Raw genomic sequence first — 15259 nt, 5'->3', positions numbered from 1 at the left:
CCTCCTGGCTGATCACGCCGCCGTTCTTCAAAATTTTGATCCGTTCTTTCAGCACAACAGTATCCTCCCGATGATAATTTCTTTTTGTTTCAATAATCAGGATGAATAACACCCTGTTTCACATCATTCTGAATCTGCCGGATGCGTTCCCCATCCAGACAATGGCTCAACAACTTGGATGTGGTCGCATCGTTTTTCTGCACAACAATGACTGCCGAGGAGAACGCGGTCACATCCATGATGCCATCCAGCGAAACCAGATTGAGGTCCGAGGACTCGGATTCCACAATTTCATCCAGGTTCCACACACCTGCATCAATCTGGCCGGCGCGGATTGCAGCGACCGTTTGGTACGCATGCAGCTCCACAAACTGTACATCCGGCACCCCTTTGCACACCATTTCGGTAAGCGCTTTCTGGTCAAGAGACGAGCGATCATATGCCACCCGCATTCCGCTTTGAATCGACTGGACTCCTGGCTGCCGCATAACCAGTACATGTCGGCTCAGATAGGACCCGGCCCCCAGATCCATCAAAACTTCCACCGGCTGCTTTCCCTCGATCGCCTTTTTCGCGGTATACCGGCTGCAAACGATGAACTGGCAGGCACCTGTGGTAACAAGACGCAAACGGCTCTCGGCGCCGCGGGCATAGACAAGATTGAAGGAAATAGACGGAAAGCTGCGATACAGCGCCGTTGCCAGGCCCTGATAGCTTAAAGAATACGGCAGCGGCATGGCACCCATTAACTCCTTGCGGAAGGAGCACTCCTGCAGGCAGTGGTAATCCAGATTTTCAATAAATGTGCCCAGATGCCCCCGACTCACCAGAGTGATGGCTCCCCGTTCTTTCAAATAATTCAGACTGTTTTGAACTGTCCCACGTGAAACACCCAGCTGTTCCTGATACTGGGAAATTGGAGGAATGCGATCTCCGATCTTACGCGTAAGAAAATCCTGTGCCAGGTAATTCACAGCAATTCCAAGCCGCTGATAAAGCAGATCGTCCATACTCAATCCTCCTCACATCATTGTTTGCTGCCGGAGCACGCGCTCAATATACAATATTTTGTATATTCACTGTATATAGTTTATCATTTTATTGGAATGTTGTCAATCTTCTCAAATAAGTTTTGTATAAAGCAACTACAAGTCCGGATGCTTGTTGGCAATTTTACCGAATCCCCTTTAGAAAGTTCTTCTGCTTTTCTATTCTCACCGTTAATTTTGTTCGTATAGTCGAACACCTTCTTCAAAACGATTTTCTCCTTTTTCTCTGAGAATTACAGCTTGACGGATGCATCCTCACTACGCGCTTTTCAGAGAATTTACCTAAAAATAGAATTCCGTTGTCTGGCACACCGATTCCCGGAGCCGCAAATGGTACGATGATAACAACAAAACAGCAGACACAAAACAAATCCCCGTCTTCTGTTTATTCTAATTTTTAGGAGGCAATTTATGTTTCAATTTTTCTGGACTCGTACCGCTTCTGTCTGGGTGGCTGCACTGTATATTCTGATGGGCATTCTGCTCTTTGTGTTTCCTGCCGCCAGCAGTACCCTTTTCGTTTGGGCACTTGCCGCCGGAGCCGGTGCATACGGACTCATCCATCTGATCCGCTATCTGCAGGCCCGCAAAATGGGCTGCGGCAACCCGGGCGACGTATTTCTCGCCGTTCTTCCCGCCGCATTCGCCGCTTTTTCCCTGATCTGGCCGCAGGCCGTGCTGTCGGTTCTGCCGCTCGTGCTCGGTTCCCTGCTTCTGGTAGACGGCGTCGGCAAACTTCCCCTGGCCTACATGGGTGTTCGGGAACAGCACCCCGGCATGATTCCCATGCTGCTTTCGTCCATCGTCCCGATCCTTCTGGGCGGACTGATCATCGTCAATCCTTTCACCACCATGCAGCTGGTCGTAATGGTATTCGGCGCAGCACTTGCCGCAGACGGCATCAGCGATCTGGTCACTGTCATTCTGGAAAAGCGTTCCGCACAGACCATTCAACACCACTCATCCATCTGAACAAAGGAGTTCATCATGAAATTTTATCAATGCGAACACTGCGGCAACCTTGCCGTTAAACTGACCGATTCCGGCGTTCCGATGGAGTGCTGCGGCGCTCCCATGACGGAAGTAATCCCAAGTACCAGAGACGCCGCTGTGGAAAAGCACGTTCCTGTCCTTCACCAGAACGGTATGGACATTCTGATCGAGGTGGGCCAGATCTCGCACCCCATGAGCCCGGAGCACCGCATTCTGTGGATTTTTCTGGAAACCAACCTGGGTTTCCATGTCCACTATCTCGCCGCCGGGGACACCCCCTCCACCACCTTCCGTCTGGACAAATACGAGAGCATACGCGGTGTATACGCCGCCTGTAACCTGCACGGCATCTGGGAATCCGTGCTCTGAACCAGCAGCCGTTTCCATCCCGAACAGAAAGAGCCGCCCTTCCGGAAGTTTTCCCGGAAGGACGGCTCTTCGTTGCCACAAATTTGTTCAGCCGGTGACTTTCGCTTTTGGCGCTATCTCGTTCCACAGGGTAAAGCCCAGAATCAGCAGACCCCCCACCACCTGCATGGGAGTCAGGCTTTCCCGCAAAAGCAGCACCGACACCAGAACTGCCACCAGCGGATCAATATAGCTTAATATTGCGGCCTTTTGCCCCGGCAACTCTTTCAGCGAGGAGAAATACAGGCAATAGGTAAGGCCAGTGTGCACCAGCCCCACCACAAGCAGGCAAACCCAACCAGTGGCATCCAGCTTGGAAAGTGTCACGCCACTGGTAATGCCCACATAGGGGATCAGCACCAGAATTGCGGCAATGAACTGCAGAAAGGTGCGGTGGATCTCCTCCACATTTCGGATGAATTTATTCAGCAAAATCACCGTCGCATAGAAGCAGGCCGCACCAAGACCGAAGGCGATTCCCAGCAGATGATTGCTTCCGGACGCCATATCCCCCACTCCGGTGATTAAAACGATTCCCAGGGTGGACATGGCAAAGCAGATCCACTGCTTGCCGGTCATCTTCTCCTTGAACAGGATTGGGCAGGCCACCGTCACAATCACCGGCGCAAAATAATAGCTCAGGGTTGCCACCGATACGGTGGTGTACTTGTACGCCTCGAACAGCAAAAGCCAGTTAAACCCCATGGCTACACCGGACAGCAGCAACAGCGGGAGTTCCTTTCGTATTTTATGGAACGGGATGGTTTGCTTTGTTGCCACAAAATAGACCAGAAGCAGCAGTGCCGCCAGAATCGCCCGATACAGGGCGAGCTCCCCTGATGACACCGAAATATTCCGCACAAACAATCCCAGGGTGCCGAATACGACCATGGAAATGACGAGCATCAATTGTGGGCTTGCGGGCTGCTTCATTGCGATATGCTCCTTATCCTATAATTCCAGCGGCTCTGATTGAAAAGCCGTTTTTCGCCGGGCTTTTTCTGCGGCGTTGCAGGATGCTTTTTATTTTATCATATTCCAGTGATAAAGTGAAGACACAATGCCGATTTTTCGATTGCTCTTGACAGCTGTATCGTTGCGTACTATACTGTACTTGTTGTAGTAATACAGTTGGATAAAACGGTGGTGAGCATTTGGATATCGTTGTAAGCAACAAGGCAAGCCGGCCTTTGTATGAGCAGATTTCCTCCCAGATCAAAGCGGCCATTATGAGCGGCGAGCTGAAGGCAGGAGATGCCATTCCCTCAGTTCGGTCGCTGGCAAAATCCCTTCACATCAGCATTCTTACCGTACAAAAGGCCTATGCAAGCCTGCAGGAGGACGGCTTCATTGAAACCACTGCGGGAAACGGCTGCTATGTATCTGCCCAGAATCAGGAATTCTATCTGGAAGAGCAGCAGAAAAAGATTGAGGAAAAGTTTGCCGAAGCAATCGAGATCGCTCGTGCCAGCGGAATCTCTCTGGAACGGCTGACCGACTTGCTGACACTCATGTATCAGGAGGATGACCGAGAATGACCGACGCATTGACCATTTCAGGCTTGAAGAAAACCTATCCGGATTTTGTACTGGATGGCGTTTCCTTTTCCGTTCCCCGGGGCTCCATTGTGGGGCTGATCGGTGAGAACGGTGCCGGAAAAAGCACCACCATCAGCGCCGCATTGGGCCTGATTCAAACAGAGTCCGGCAGTGTCTCCGTTCTGGGTAAGGAAAAACTTGATCACGAGACCCGGGAGCAGATCGGTGTGGTATTTGACGGCAACAATTTTCCGGAAAATCTGTCTCCTCGCAAGATCAGCCATGTGATGCGGGACATTTACCGTTCCTGGAACGACGGGACCTTTCTGAAGCTTTTGGAGAAGTTCTCTGTGCCGGCCAACAAACCCGTCAAGCAGTTTTCCAAGGGAATGAAAATGAAGCTGGCAATTGCCGTTGCTCTGTCGCACGATTCCCGGCTGCTGATTCTGGACGAAGCAACCAGCGGTCTCGACCCGGTGGTACGTGACGATATTCTGGATCTGCTTTTGGAGTTTGTGCAGGACGAAACCCATTCCATTCTGGTTTCCTCGCACATTACCAGTGATCTGGAAAAGATCGCCGATTACATCGTGTTTCTTCACAAGGGCAGAGTCGTGTTTTCCAAACCCAAGGATGAACTGATCGAACAGTACGGAATTCTCAAATGCGGCGCGGCGCAATTCGATGCACTGGACAAGGCGGATCTCATCGTCTGCCGGAAGATGGATTATGAGTGGCAGGCACTGGTTGCCGACCGGGACAAAATTCAGAAAAAGTATCCAAAGGCACTGGTTGTTCCCGCTTCCATTGACGAAATCATGCTTCTTTACGTGAAAGGAGAGGCCGCATGAGAGGGCTCATTCGAAACAATCTCTATTCCATGGAGAGTAACATCATTCTGGCGTTTGCTTTGTCTGCTTTTCTGGCGGTTTCTTCCCTGTTCATCAGCCCTGCAGCCACCCAGTTCATCATCGCTGTTCAGATTTTTCTGTTCGTCGTGAATATCGGAACCTCTCTACGGGCGGACGAGATCTCCAAATGGAGCAAATATGAAATTACCCTTCCGGTCAGCAGAAGTACTCTGGTTCTGGCAAAGTACATTTCCATTGTGCTTTTGCTTCTTCTGGGCATTCTCATGGGTACCGTCACCATTCTGTTCTCGCTCATCAGCGGGCATTCCATGAGTCTGTCCACCTTGTTTCGCGGTTTTGAGGTCGGGCTTACCTTATCCTTCTTTTCCATCGCTGTCATGTACCCGCTCGTTTTAAAGCTTGGCACCGAGAAAAACGAGCTGATCCTGCTTTTATCCACATTCGGCGCGATTGGAATGCAGCTGCTGCTCGCCGCAGTCCTTTCCAAATGGACCGGCGGTATGAATATGCGGCATCCGCTGGTGGAAGCGGCCGGGACCGTTGCTGCAATTCTCCTCTTCTTTATCTCCTATTTTGTTTCTGTGAAGATTCACAAGAGCAAAGAGTTTTAATCCCATTTCATAAACCTGCAAAAAGAGCCGGCAACACACAAGAACAACATTACTTGTGTGTTATCAGCTCTTTCTTTATTTTGTGCACAGCGAGTTCTTCTCCCTTTTCAAGCGGACTGCTGTGCAGTTATTCTTCAACTTCGTCCGGCGCCTGCCCATCGTGAGCCAGCCATTTGCATTCGGTCAGCTCCATGTTCGTGAAAACTGCACGGAAAGAAGAGTCCTCCGGGCTGCAGGCATATACGCCGAACCGAATTTCGCCCTTCGCTTCGTGCAGGTGGCAGACGCGCATCTGATGGAACACCTCGCCGTCCTCCGAACACTCGATGCAGAAATCGTCTTCCCGGCGGCTTAGGCGGTACCACATGGATTTTACGCTGGCGGCGATCTCGGTGGTAGCCCAGTCCGAATAGCCGTGGTTGGTGACAACACTGCCCAGGTGCTGGAAGCTCTCGTTTTCGTATTCAATGGAGGCCTTCAGCCAGTTTTCACTGTCCAGATACAGCACCACGCCACACTGGTCAAAACGATGATGACTCTCGGAAAATTCCGTTTTCACCACAAAGGAAAAGAAATTCTCCGCAGTGGACATCTGCAACACCGGGGCGTTGTCGTTCCGGAAATGGTAGTAGGTTCTCTGCCACAAATCGGTATGCGGTTTGGTAACGATTTCAATCCGGTCCGGGGCAATCACACTGTTCTCCGGCTGCCGTGTCCATTGCAAAGCATTTACATCAAACTTCATTTGTTTTCCCCTTTCCAGTATTTCTTCTTATCCTCTTCGGTGATTTCCCGCAGCACCCGGCAGGGATTGCCCACGGCTACCACACCATCCGGAATATCCCGGTTGACAACGCTTCCCGCGCCAATCACCGTGTTGCTGCCGATGGTCACGCCGGGCAGCACCGTCACGGACGCACCGATCCACACATTGTCCCCCACCGTGATGGGATAGGCATATTCCAGCCCCTGATTGCGCTGCTCTGCATCCAGCGGATGCCCTGCGGTGGAAAAGACGCAATTCGGCGCAATGAACACATGATCCCCGAAGGTCACCTTTGCCCCGTCCAGAATGGTGCAGTTGTGGTTGGTGTAAAAATCCTCGCCAATTTCAATGTTCCACCCGTAGTCGCACCAGAAGGGCGCGGTGATGCAAAACCGCTCGCCGGTTTTGCCGAACAACTGGCGAATGATTTTCTCCTGTTCACCGACAAACGAGGGCCGCAGCTGGTTGTATGCAAAGCACAGGTCCTTGCAGCGTATGCGTTCTTCCAGTAATTCTTCATCGTAATTTGCATCATACAGCAGGCCTTCCTGCATCTTTTTCCGTTCTGTCATTTCCCACAGTCTCCTTTCTATTCCCCGCTGCTTGGGCCATTTTGCCCTTTTTTATCGGGCCGCACACTTTTTTATTTTTCTTATTATAGCACCATAACAGGGAGCGGCAAAAGCTTTTCGCGTCCCCCTTCGGCCCTATTTCGGATGTACTTAACGACAGAAGCCTCAAACAGCGTTATCGGTTCAACGAATCAAAAATAAAAGGCGGCACAACAAGTGCCGCCTTTTCCGAACCCTCTCCAATCCCGGGATGCTCTTTTTACAAAACGCGGTGCAGGATCATTGCCTCCCAGGGGCGCAGAACGCTCTGCATCCGGTCGGGGTAATTGCCGATCAGCATCTCGGCTGTATTCCAATCGGCCGGCAGATTCCAGGACACATCCGTCCCCGAGAAATTACATACCACCAGAATCTGCTCATTTTCGGTGCTGCGCCGGTAGACAAACAGGCTGGGATGCTCTTCCTCCAGCAGGGTGAAATCGCCTTCCACAAACACCGGATATTCCTTGCGCAGGGCGATCAGCTTTTTGTAATACCAGAACACCGAATCCGGGTCCGCCAGAGCAGCCTCTGCATTGATGATCGTATAGTTCGGGTTCACCGGCAGCCAGGGCGTGCCGGTGGTAAAGCCGGCATTCTCCTGACCATTCCACTGCATGGGGGTACGGGCGTTGTCCCGCCCTTTGGCGTAGATGGAGCGCAGAATCTCTTCTTCCGGGTAACCCTCGGCCAGTCGCTTTTTGTACATGTTGTGGATCTCCACATCCTGATACTGCTCCAGCGGCAGGCGAACGTTGGTCATGCCCAGCTCTTCGCCCTGATAAATGTACGGTGTGCCCTGCATGCCATGCAGCATGGTGGCCAGCAATTTTGCGGACTGCACCCGGTATTCCCCGTCGTCACCCCAGCGGGAAACGATGCGGGGCAGGTCGTGGTTATTCAGAAACAGACTGTTCCAGCCACAGCCGTGCAGCCCCTGCTGCCAGCGGGCGTAGCTCTGCTTCATCTTCACAAAGGGCAGCGGCGCCAGGTCCCATTTGTCCTTGCCGGGCTGCTGGTCCAGCACCATCTGCTCAAACTGGAATACCATGGAAAGCTCGCTGCCGTCCGGCGCACTGTACAGCTTTGCCCGGGGGATGTCCGCACCCCAGGCTTCGCCCACAGTAACAAGACAGCCCTTCTGGAATGTTTCGGCGCTCAGCTCCCGCAAAAACTCATGCAGCCGGGGGCCGTTGTTGGTGATTTTCTTGTCCGGTTCCTTGGCGATCTGGTCAATCACATCCAGCCGGAAGCCCTCCACCCCCTGCTCCATCCACCACAGGATCATGTCGTAGATTTCGCGGCGCAGGGCCGGGTTTTCCCAGTTCAGGTCCGGCTGCTGGGGTGCAAACTGGTGGAAGTAATACTGCCCCACCTCCGGTACCCACTCCCAGGCCGGGCCACCGAATACCGCCTGCATGTCGTTGGGGAACTGGTCGGGGGTCCCGTCCCGCCAGACGTAATAGTCATGATAGGGATTGTCCCGGCTGGTCTTTGCCTGCAAAAACCAGCGGTGCTGATCGGAGCTGTGATTCAGCACCAGATCCATCATGATGCCGATGCCCCGCTTTTTGCCCTCCTGAATCAGCTGGCGCATATCCGCAAGATCGCCGAACATGGGATCAATAGCCCGATAATCCGAAATATCATAACCGTTGTCCACCTGTGGGGAGGCGCATACCGGCGACAGCCAGATCACGTCGATGCCCAGCGTTTGCAGATAGTCCAGCCGCCTGATGATGCCCTGCAGATCGCCCACACCGCTTCCGGTGGTATCCTGGAAGCTCTTGGGATAGATCTGGTAGGCAACGGCGGATTTCCACCAGTCCTTTTTTGTTTTATCCAGCATTGTGATTCCTCCTTACCGCGCGCCGTCCGATGCAGCGCCGGGCAGTATCATTTGCAACAGTTTTTCGTAATCCGCGCCTTCGCAGACAAGGTCGCATTCCGGTGCTTCGTTCAAGCCGTCGGTATTCAAAAAGCAGGTGCGCATGCCCAGCGCCCGGGCGGGCTCGACGTCGTCGTGGATGCTGTTGCCCACCATCATCACCTGATCGGGTGGGCATCCGCATTCCTGAAGCACCAGATTGAAATAATTCGGCGAGGGCTTCTTTACACCCCAGTCAGAGGAGAGTAAGATCCGGTCAAATCGGCCGCACAGCTCCAGCATGGTCATCTCCGGCCAGGTGAACAGCCGCTGAGCATTGGACAGAAGGCACACCTTTTTCCTGCGCTGCGCAGTGTGTCCAGCAGCTGGTGTGCGCCGGGATACAGCTCGGCCTGATCGGTGGAAGAGACCCGCAGCAGCATGCCCGCGCGGGCCAAAGCGTGCATCCGCCGCACGCTGGCGACGGCGCACCTCGGACCGATAGGCCCGGCGCAGCTGGTCGGGGCTGCTATACTTTGCCCCATTGTAGCCGTAATAGAAGGTCATCGGTTTCCAGACTCGATTCAGATTCTCCTCATCGGTGTGGATGCGGATCAAAGTGCCATACAGATCAAACACCACCGCGCGGATCGTTTCCATCGCTTTCCTCCCGTCTGTTTCACTCACTCATCCGGCGAATGCACACACCACCGGGAGCGAGGATATTTTCCCGCAGGCCGCGGCAAAACAGGGTCTGCCCTGCTCCGGGCAGCTGCCAGGGCATTTCACCACAGTTGAGCAGCACCTCCACATCGCCCCGCCGGTAATACACATTTCGGCTCTCCGCTTCGGTTTCCCTGAAGGAAAGCCCGCTTTCCCGCAGCTCAGGCAGGGTACGCCGCAGCCGGATCAGCTCTTTCAGCTGCCGGATACGCCCCCTGTTTTCCGGCTCGTCCAGCCGATTCCAGGGCATACAGCGGCGGCAGTCCGGATCGTGCCCGCCGGGCAGGCCGATCTCGGTGCCGTAATAAATGCTGGGGCTGCCCGGCAGAGTGAGCAGCATGGCCAGTTGCTGGAAAAAGGCATCCTCACTGCCCGCCCGGGTGAACAGCCGGTCGGTGTCGTGAGAATCCAGCAGATTGAACATCACCTGCCCGGTCTGGCGGCGATACATGCCCATGCAGCGGTACAGATCCCATGCAAACCTGCGGGCAGTTTTGTCCGAATGGGCAAAGAAGCCCTTCACCGCCTGCTGCAGCGGGTAGTTCATCACCGCGTCATACTCGTCGCCCTCCAGCCAGGGGGAGGCATCGTGCCAGATCTCTCCCAGCAGGTAAACGTCCGGGCGAATAGCCCGCAGCCGCCGGTGCAGTTCCTTCAAAAGCCGGTGGGATACCTCATTGCCCACGTCGAAGCGAATGGCATCCACGCCGTATTCCCCCACCCAGCGCTCACACAGGCCGCAGACATACTCGATGACCTCCGGCTTGTTTGTGTTCAGCTTGGGCATATTGGATGCAAAGGCGAAGGAATAATAGCGGCTGTCCCGGGTGTCGCGGCCAGGGGCCGGGGCGGGCCAGCGATTCACCATGAACCAATTCCAGTAACGGGAGGCCGGGCCCTTTTGCAGCACATCCTGCCAGGGGCCGAAGCTGGCCCCGCAGTGGTTGAACACCGCGTCCAGCATCACCCGGATGCCCCGCTCGTGGGCGGATTTTACCAGGCGGGCAAGGTCTTCATTGGTGCCGAAATCCGGGTCCACGGTCTCGTAATCCCGGGTATCGTATTTGTGCACCGAGTCCGCCGCGAAGATGGGGTTCAGATACAGCCCGTTTACGCCCAGCCCGGCCAGATAATCCAGCTTTTCACAGATGCCGGGCAGATCGCCGCCGAAGCGCTCCTCGTTGGTCACCGGGCCGGTGCGCCAGGGGGTCTGGCAGCTGCTGGCCGCACCGCGGCAGAAGCGGTCCGGGAAGATCTGGTACCACACCGTATCCTGCACCCACTGGGGCGGGGCGGGAATGTCCGCCGGGTTCATCCAGGGCTGATGGAACGCCGCCGGGCGCTCCTCCCGCCGGTTTTGCTCCGGAGTACAGAAGCCGTCCTCCCCGTAGAACCAGACCTCGCCGCCCTGATGCAGCTCAAAATAGTAGCGGCACCGCTTGTAGGGTGGGCGGATGGTGGCATTCCACCACAGGCAGTGCTCCAGCCGCAGTGGCTCGGCAAGTTCCTGCCGCTGGCCTTGCCAGCGCTCCGCACCGCCCAGAATACCTGCCTCAAAGGGGTCACCCCAGTGCAAAAAGACCCGCTCCACCTCGGGGCCGGTCTGCAAACGCAGAGCCAGCTCGTCCGGATTCAATGCATAGCTGTAAGGGGCCTGGGCCCGGTGAAAGACCGCCGCAAAATTCATTTTGCTTTCCTCCGCTGTAAAATTGCAGACCGAAGCGCATGCAGCGCTCGGGCCACCCGGTCAAAATCGGCCAGCCGCCATTCCCAGTTGGGGGAGCCCACGGTGCCGGGGGTATTCATGCGGGCACTGGCGTTCAGCTCCATGATATCCTGTGCGGGCAGGATGGTCCATTCTGCCGGGCTTGCCAGCGCACAGCGGTTCAGCCGCTCCACCACGCTGCCGGTGCCAAACCCCTGCCGCTTCAGCCAGCGGCGCAGCTTTCGCCGGTGCGCCACGGGCAGGCTTTCGTACCATTCCTTCAGGGTGGCATTGTCGTGGGTGCCGGTGTAGTGGATCTGACAAGCCTTGTTCGAACCGGTGTCCTGCACATATCGGCCGGCCGCATCCAGCACAAATTCCAGAACCTTCATGCCCTTCAGGTGGTAGTGGTCTCGCAGCTCCAGGACCTCCGGGCGCAGATCGCCCAGGTCCTCCGCCACCAGCTCCAGCCCCGGAATCTTTTCATACAGGGTGTCCAGCACCTCATAGCCCGGCGCTTCGATCCACTCGCCCTCGATTGCAGTGGGGCAGGAGGCCGGAATCTTCCAGTAGGTATCGAAGGCTCGGAAGTGGTCGATGCGGATGATGTCAAACAGCTTCTGATTGTAGCCGATGCGCTCCACCCAGAAGGCAAAGCCATCCTTTTGCATCTTATCCCAGTTGTAGATGGGGTTGCCCCACCGCTGGCCGGTGGCGCTGAAATAGTCCGGCGGAACCCCTGCGATGAAGGTGGGGCGGCCGTCCTCGTCCAGCAGGAAGTTCTCCCGCCCGGCCCAGACGTCCACCGAGTCCACCCCCACATAGAAGGGCACGTCGCCCATGATGCGCACGCTCTTTTCATGGGCATATTCCCGCACAGCCTTCCACTGATTCAAGAACTGATACTGCAAAAAGCTGTGGTAGGCGATCTCTTCGGTAAACTCGCTCAGATCCCCCTGCCGGGTCTGCGGCCAGTCCCGCTGCCATTGGGGCCATTCCAGCCAGCAGCGGCCCTCGTTTGCCTTTTTGAAGGCCCGGAACACGCTGTAGCTTTTTACCCAATCCTGCCGGGCGAAGGCGTTGTAGTCCTCGTTCGGCTGAAAGGCGGCACAGGCGGCACGCAGCAGCGGCTCCTTCCAGGCGCGCACCGCTTCATAGTTTACCCGGCCCGGGTTGGCTCCGGCAAACTCCGGCACCTCGGGCAAAAGGCCCTGCTGTGCCAGCAGTTCCAGGCTCAGATAAAGCTCATCCCCCGCACAGGAGGAATAGGGCTGATAGGGGGAGTTGCCGTAACCGGTGGGGTTCAGGGGCAGAATCTGCCAGATGCTCACCCCGTTCCCGGCCAGCAGGTCGATCCACTCATATGCCGGCCGGCCCAGCTCCCCCACCCCGGTGCGGGATGGGAGAGAGGATACCGCCAGCAGAATTCCTGTTTCTTTCATTCGCTCATCCTCACAGATGCCAGATATCCCGATTGTACTCCGCGATGGTGCGGTCGGAGGAGAAGAAGCCCGCCTTGGCGATATTCACCAGAGTCTTGCGACTCCAGGCCAGTTCGTCCTCGTAATCCGCCAGCATCGCTTCCTTCTTCTGAATGTATTCCTTCACATCCAGCAGGGTCATGAACCAGTCCTTACCCACAATCTCCTTATACAGGCGGCACAGGCTTTCCACATCGCCGATGCGAATCATCTTTTTGTCGATGATGAAGTCCACCAGACGGGCAATCTCCTTGTCGCCGTCGTAAAGGGCGGCAGAGGAGTAGGCCTGCTCGTCGTACAGGCGGATGACCTCCTCGGAGCTCTTGCCGAAGGAATAGATGTTCTCCTCGCCTACCAGCTGGGCGATCTCCACGTTTGCACCGTCCCGGGTGCCCAGAGTGAGCGCACCGTTGAGCATAAACTTCATGTTGCCGGTGCCAGAGGCCTCCTTGGAGGCCAGGCTGATCTGCTCGGAGATATCGCAGGCGGGAATGAGCTTTTCCGCCTTGGTCACGTTGTAGTTTTCCACCATGACCACCTTCAGATAAGGGCTGACCTGCGGATCGCTTTCGATCAGCTGAGACAAGCAGAGAATCAGATGGATGATGTCCTTGGCGATGGTGTAGGCGGGGGCTGCCTTCGCGCCGAAGATCATGGTGATGGGACGGGCGGGAAGCTTGCCGGCCTTGATCTCCAGATACTTGTAGATGGCGTACAGAGCGTTCATCTGCTGGCGCTTGTACTCGTGCAGGCGTTTGACCTGAATATCGAAGATGGAATCGGCGTTCAGCTCCACGCCCTGGGTGGCTTTGAGGTAACGGGCAAGCGCCTGCTTGTTTTCGGTCTTGATGCGGCGCAGCTGGTGCAGCACTTCCTCATCGTTCTGGAAAGCCAGCAGCTTTTCCAGCTCTGCCGCGTCCTTTTTGAAGCCGGGGCCGATCAGGCTCTCGATGAAGGCAGCCAGAGGCTGGTTGCAGTGGAGCAGCCAGCGGCGGAAGGTGATGCCGTTGGTCTTGTTGTTGAACTTTTCCGGATACAGCTCGTAGAAGGGCCGCAGCTCGGATTCCTTCAGAATCTCGGTGTGCAGGGCGGCCACGCCGTTTACGCTGTAGCCGTAGTGGATGTCGATATGAGCCATGTGCACCCGGTCCTGATCATCCAGAATGGCAACCCGGGGATCGGCACTCACCTGCTTTGCCCGTTTGTCCAGCTCTTCGATGATGGGCACCAGCTGGGGCACTGCCTTGCGCATAAAATCCATGGGCCACTTTTCCAGCGCTTCGGCCAGAATGGTGTGGTTGGTGTAGGCGCAGGTCAGGCTCACCTCGCGGATGGCGTCGTCCATGCTCATGCCCTCGGCGGTGAGCAGGCGGATCAGCTCGGGGATAATCATGGTGGGGTGGGTGTCGTTGATTTGCACCACCACGAACTCGTGCAGCTTCTCGATGCTGCCGCCCCGCTCCCGGGTCTCCTTCAGGATCAGCTGGGCGGTGCTGCTCACCAGGAAATACTGCTGATACACCCGCAGCAGGCGGCCTGCCTCGTCGCTGTCGTCCGGATAAAGGAACAGAGTCAGATTGCGGGCAATGTCGCTCTTGTCAAAGGAGATGCAATCGCCGATGATAGATTCGTCCACCGTCTCCACATCGAACAGGTGCAGGCTGTTGCGCTGCCCGTTGTAGCCGGGCACGCCCATGTCGTACATCACCGAGCGCAGAGAAAAGCCGCCGAAGGGCACATCGAAACGCACGCCGGTGTCGGTGAGCCAGCTTTCCGGGGTGATCCAGGGGTTCTTTTCTTCCTTCTGCTTGTTGTTCTCCAGCTTCTGATAGAACAGGCCGTCGTGGTAGTTCAGGCCCGCACCGTCGCCGCACAGGTTCAGCGTGGCGATGGAATCCAGAAAGCAGGCAGCCAGACGGCCCAGACCACCGTTGCCCAGCGAGGGCTCGTTTTCCGCTTCCTCGATCAGGGTGAGTTCGCGTCCGTGCTTGGCCAGCAGCTCTTTTGCCTCATCAAACAGCCCCAGATTGATCAGGTTGTTGCTGAGCAGCTTGCCGATCAGAAACTCCGCCGATACATAATACAGCTTGCGCTTGCCCTCGGTACGGGGCATGGCGGCCAGCTGCTCCTTGGTGTAGAGCATCAGGGCGGTATAGACTTCCTGATCGGTGGCGGTGTCCAGATTTTTGCCGTAGTGCTTGTTCAGAATGCTCTGCAGTCTCTGTTCCATATACGTTTCCCTCTCGTTTCTCTCAGTGTTCCATCCGGGGGCGTTCCAGGGCTTCGTACACCCGCAACAGCTCACCCACGCTCCACGCCTGGGCAAAGCAGCCCCGGGAGGCGGTGGGGTTTTCCCCGTCGTAAATTTCCGGCAGCTGGCCGGCGCACCCCTCTCTGAGCGCCGGTTCCAGCGCAGCCAGCTGCTGCTTTACCTGCCGTTTTGCCTGTGCTGAATATCCATTTACTTTCAAATAAGCCAGATACCAGGCTCCCAGTGGGAAGGGCCACACCGTTCCCTGATGGTAGGCCAGATCCCGCTGCTGCTGCGGCCCGCCGTAGGTGGGATGGAATTCCGCATCCTCCGGCGAAAGCGTCCGCAGGCCCACCGGCGTGTACAGATGCCGAAGCACCGTTT

Annotated in this window: 15 protein-coding genes; 5 read left to right on the top strand and 10 right to left on the bottom strand. The window is 56.0% G+C overall.

Annotation, left to right across the window (positions count from 1 at the left end; genetic code table 11):
• Positions 1-89: 89 nt before the first annotated feature.
• Positions 90-1010: a GntR family transcriptional regulator YhfZ gene (gene yhfZ / locus J7G73_RS06220; RefSeq protein ID WP_291245633.1), complete on the bottom strand. Its 921-nt coding sequence runs from the start codon at positions 1008-1010 to the stop codon at positions 90-92.
• A gap of 450 nt (positions 1011-1460) precedes the next feature.
• Here yhfZ and J7G73_RS06215 point away from each other — a divergent pair, with 450 nt between their 5' ends.
• A complete protein-coding gene (locus J7G73_RS06215) occupies positions 1461-2021 on the top strand; it encodes a DUF308 domain-containing protein (protein WP_291245632.1) in 561 nt (186 codons plus the stop codon).
• Between the two features lie 15 nt (positions 2022-2036).
• Positions 2037-2411: a desulfoferrodoxin family protein gene (locus tag J7G73_RS06210; RefSeq protein ID WP_291245631.1), complete on the top strand. Its 375-nt coding sequence runs from the start codon at positions 2037-2039 to the stop codon at positions 2409-2411.
• A gap of 87 nt (positions 2412-2498) precedes the next feature.
• On the opposite strand, the gene J7G73_RS06205 is transcribed toward J7G73_RS06210, so the two are convergent.
• Positions 2499-3383 carry a DMT family transporter gene (locus J7G73_RS06205; RefSeq protein ID WP_291245630.1) on the bottom strand — a complete coding sequence of 295 codons (885 nt, stop codon included), beginning with the start codon at positions 3381-3383 and terminating at the stop codon, positions 2499-2501.
• A 221-nt stretch (positions 3384-3604) separates the two neighbouring features.
• Between J7G73_RS06205 and J7G73_RS06200 the strand changes: the two genes are divergently transcribed.
• Genes J7G73_RS06200 through J7G73_RS06190 form a run of 3 tightly spaced genes read left to right on the top strand, consistent with a single transcriptional unit; the run spans position 3605 to position 5471 of the window.
• Entirely contained in the window at positions 3605-3988 is a 384-nt protein-coding gene (locus tag J7G73_RS06200) for a GntR family transcriptional regulator (protein WP_291245629.1), read from the top strand.
• Entirely contained in the window at positions 3985-4839 is an 855-nt protein-coding gene (locus J7G73_RS06195) for an ABC transporter ATP-binding protein (RefSeq protein WP_087296284.1), read from the top strand. The genes J7G73_RS06200 and J7G73_RS06195 overlap by 4 nt, the downstream gene beginning before the upstream one ends.
• Positions 4836-5471, top strand: a complete 636-nt coding sequence (locus J7G73_RS06190; RefSeq protein ID WP_087296283.1) for an ABC-2 transporter permease — start codon at positions 4836-4838, stop codon at positions 5469-5471. Before J7G73_RS06195 ends, J7G73_RS06190 begins: the two co-directional genes overlap by 4 nt.
• A 127-nt stretch (positions 5472-5598) precedes the next feature.
• On the opposite strand, the gene J7G73_RS06185 is transcribed toward J7G73_RS06190, so the two are convergent.
• The 8 genes from J7G73_RS06185 to J7G73_RS06150 all read right to left on the bottom strand — a co-directional run bounded on the left by J7G73_RS06185 (position 5599) and on the right by J7G73_RS06150 (position 15254).
• Entirely contained in the window at positions 5599-6216 is a 618-nt protein-coding gene (locus tag J7G73_RS06185; protein ID WP_087296282.1) for a DUF1349 domain-containing protein, read from the bottom strand.
• The gene (locus tag J7G73_RS06180; RefSeq protein WP_291245628.1) at positions 6213-6809 is read right to left on the bottom strand and encodes a sugar O-acetyltransferase; all 597 of its coding nucleotides are present in this window, start codon (positions 6807-6809) and stop codon (positions 6213-6215) included. The genes J7G73_RS06185 and J7G73_RS06180 overlap by 4 nt, the downstream gene beginning before the upstream one ends.
• Positions 6810-7068: 259 nt before the next feature.
• Positions 7069-8697 carry an alpha-glucosidase gene (locus J7G73_RS06175; protein WP_087296280.1) on the bottom strand — a complete coding sequence of 543 codons (1629 nt, stop codon included), beginning with the start codon at positions 8695-8697 and terminating at the stop codon, positions 7069-7071.
• A 12-nt stretch (positions 8698-8709) separates the two neighbouring features.
• On the bottom strand, positions 8710-9375 hold the full coding sequence (locus J7G73_RS06170) for an HAD family hydrolase (protein WP_291245627.1): 666 nt from the start codon (positions 9373-9375) through the stop codon (positions 8710-8712).
• Between the two features lie 19 nt (positions 9376-9394).
• On the bottom strand, positions 9395-11125 hold the full coding sequence (locus J7G73_RS06165; protein ID WP_291245626.1) for a glycoside hydrolase family 13 protein: 1731 nt from the start codon (positions 11123-11125) through the stop codon (positions 9395-9397).
• Entirely contained in the window at positions 11122-12585 is a 1464-nt protein-coding gene (gene malQ, locus J7G73_RS06160; protein ID WP_291245625.1) for a 4-alpha-glucanotransferase, read from the bottom strand. The genes J7G73_RS06165 and malQ overlap by 4 nt, the downstream gene beginning before the upstream one ends.
• A 10-nt stretch (positions 12586-12595) precedes the next feature.
• Entirely contained in the window at positions 12596-14854 is a 2259-nt protein-coding gene (locus tag J7G73_RS06155; protein WP_291245624.1) for a glycogen/starch/alpha-glucan phosphorylase, read from the bottom strand.
• 22 nt (positions 14855-14876) lie between these two features.
• Entirely contained in the window at positions 14877-15254 is a 378-nt protein-coding gene (locus J7G73_RS06150) for an amylo-alpha-1,6-glucosidase (protein WP_291245623.1), read from the bottom strand.
• Positions 15255-15259 lie beyond the last annotated feature (5 nt).

Source organism: Allofournierella sp. (genome assembly GCF_017889395.1).
In the GTDB taxonomy this organism is placed as follows: domain Bacteria; phylum Bacillota; class Clostridia; order Oscillospirales; family Ruminococcaceae; genus Allofournierella.
This window is presented reverse-complemented; position numbering and strand designations above follow the sequence as displayed.

Bases quoted from the DNA above. Each gene is read 5' to 3' on its own strand.
- J7G73_RS06205 (WP_291245630.1), bottom strand. From the start codon at position 3,383: ATGAAGCAGCCCGCAAGCCCACAATTGATGCTCGTCATTTCCATGGTC.
- J7G73_RS06170 (WP_291245627.1), bottom strand. From the start codon at position 9,375: ATGGAAACGATCCGCGCGGTGGTGTTTGATCTGTATGGCACTTTGATC.
- J7G73_RS06165 (WP_291245626.1), bottom strand. From the start codon at position 11,125: ATGAATTTTGCGGCGGTCTTTCACCGGGCCCAGGCCCCTTACAGCTAT.
- yhfZ (WP_291245633.1), bottom strand. From the start codon at position 1,010: ATGGACGATCTGCTTTATCAGCGGCTTGGAATTGCTGTGAATTACCTG.
- J7G73_RS06210 (WP_291245631.1), top strand. From the start codon at position 2,037: ATGAAATTTTATCAATGCGAACACTGCGGCAACCTTGCCGTTAAACTG.
- malQ (WP_291245625.1), bottom strand. From the start codon at position 12,585: ATGAAAGAAACAGGAATTCTGCTGGCGGTATCCTCTCTCCCATCCCGC.
- J7G73_RS06155 (WP_291245624.1), bottom strand. From the start codon at position 14,854: ATGGAACAGAGACTGCAGAGCATTCTGAACAAGCACTACGGCAAAAAT.
- J7G73_RS06175 (WP_087296280.1), bottom strand. From the start codon at position 8,697: ATGCTGGATAAAACAAAAAAGGACTGGTGGAAATCCGCCGTTGCCTAC.
- J7G73_RS06215 (WP_291245632.1), top strand. From the start codon at position 1,461: ATGTTTCAATTTTTCTGGACTCGTACCGCTTCTGTCTGGGTGGCTGCA.
- J7G73_RS06190 (WP_087296283.1), top strand. From the start codon at position 4,836: ATGAGAGGGCTCATTCGAAACAATCTCTATTCCATGGAGAGTAACATC.
- J7G73_RS06195 (WP_087296284.1), top strand. From the start codon at position 3,985: ATGACCGACGCATTGACCATTTCAGGCTTGAAGAAAACCTATCCGGAT.
- J7G73_RS06180 (WP_291245628.1), bottom strand. From the start codon at position 6,809: ATGACAGAACGGAAAAAGATGCAGGAAGGCCTGCTGTATGATGCAAAT.
- J7G73_RS06185 (WP_087296282.1), bottom strand. From the start codon at position 6,216: ATGAAGTTTGATGTAAATGCTTTGCAATGGACACGGCAGCCGGAGAAC.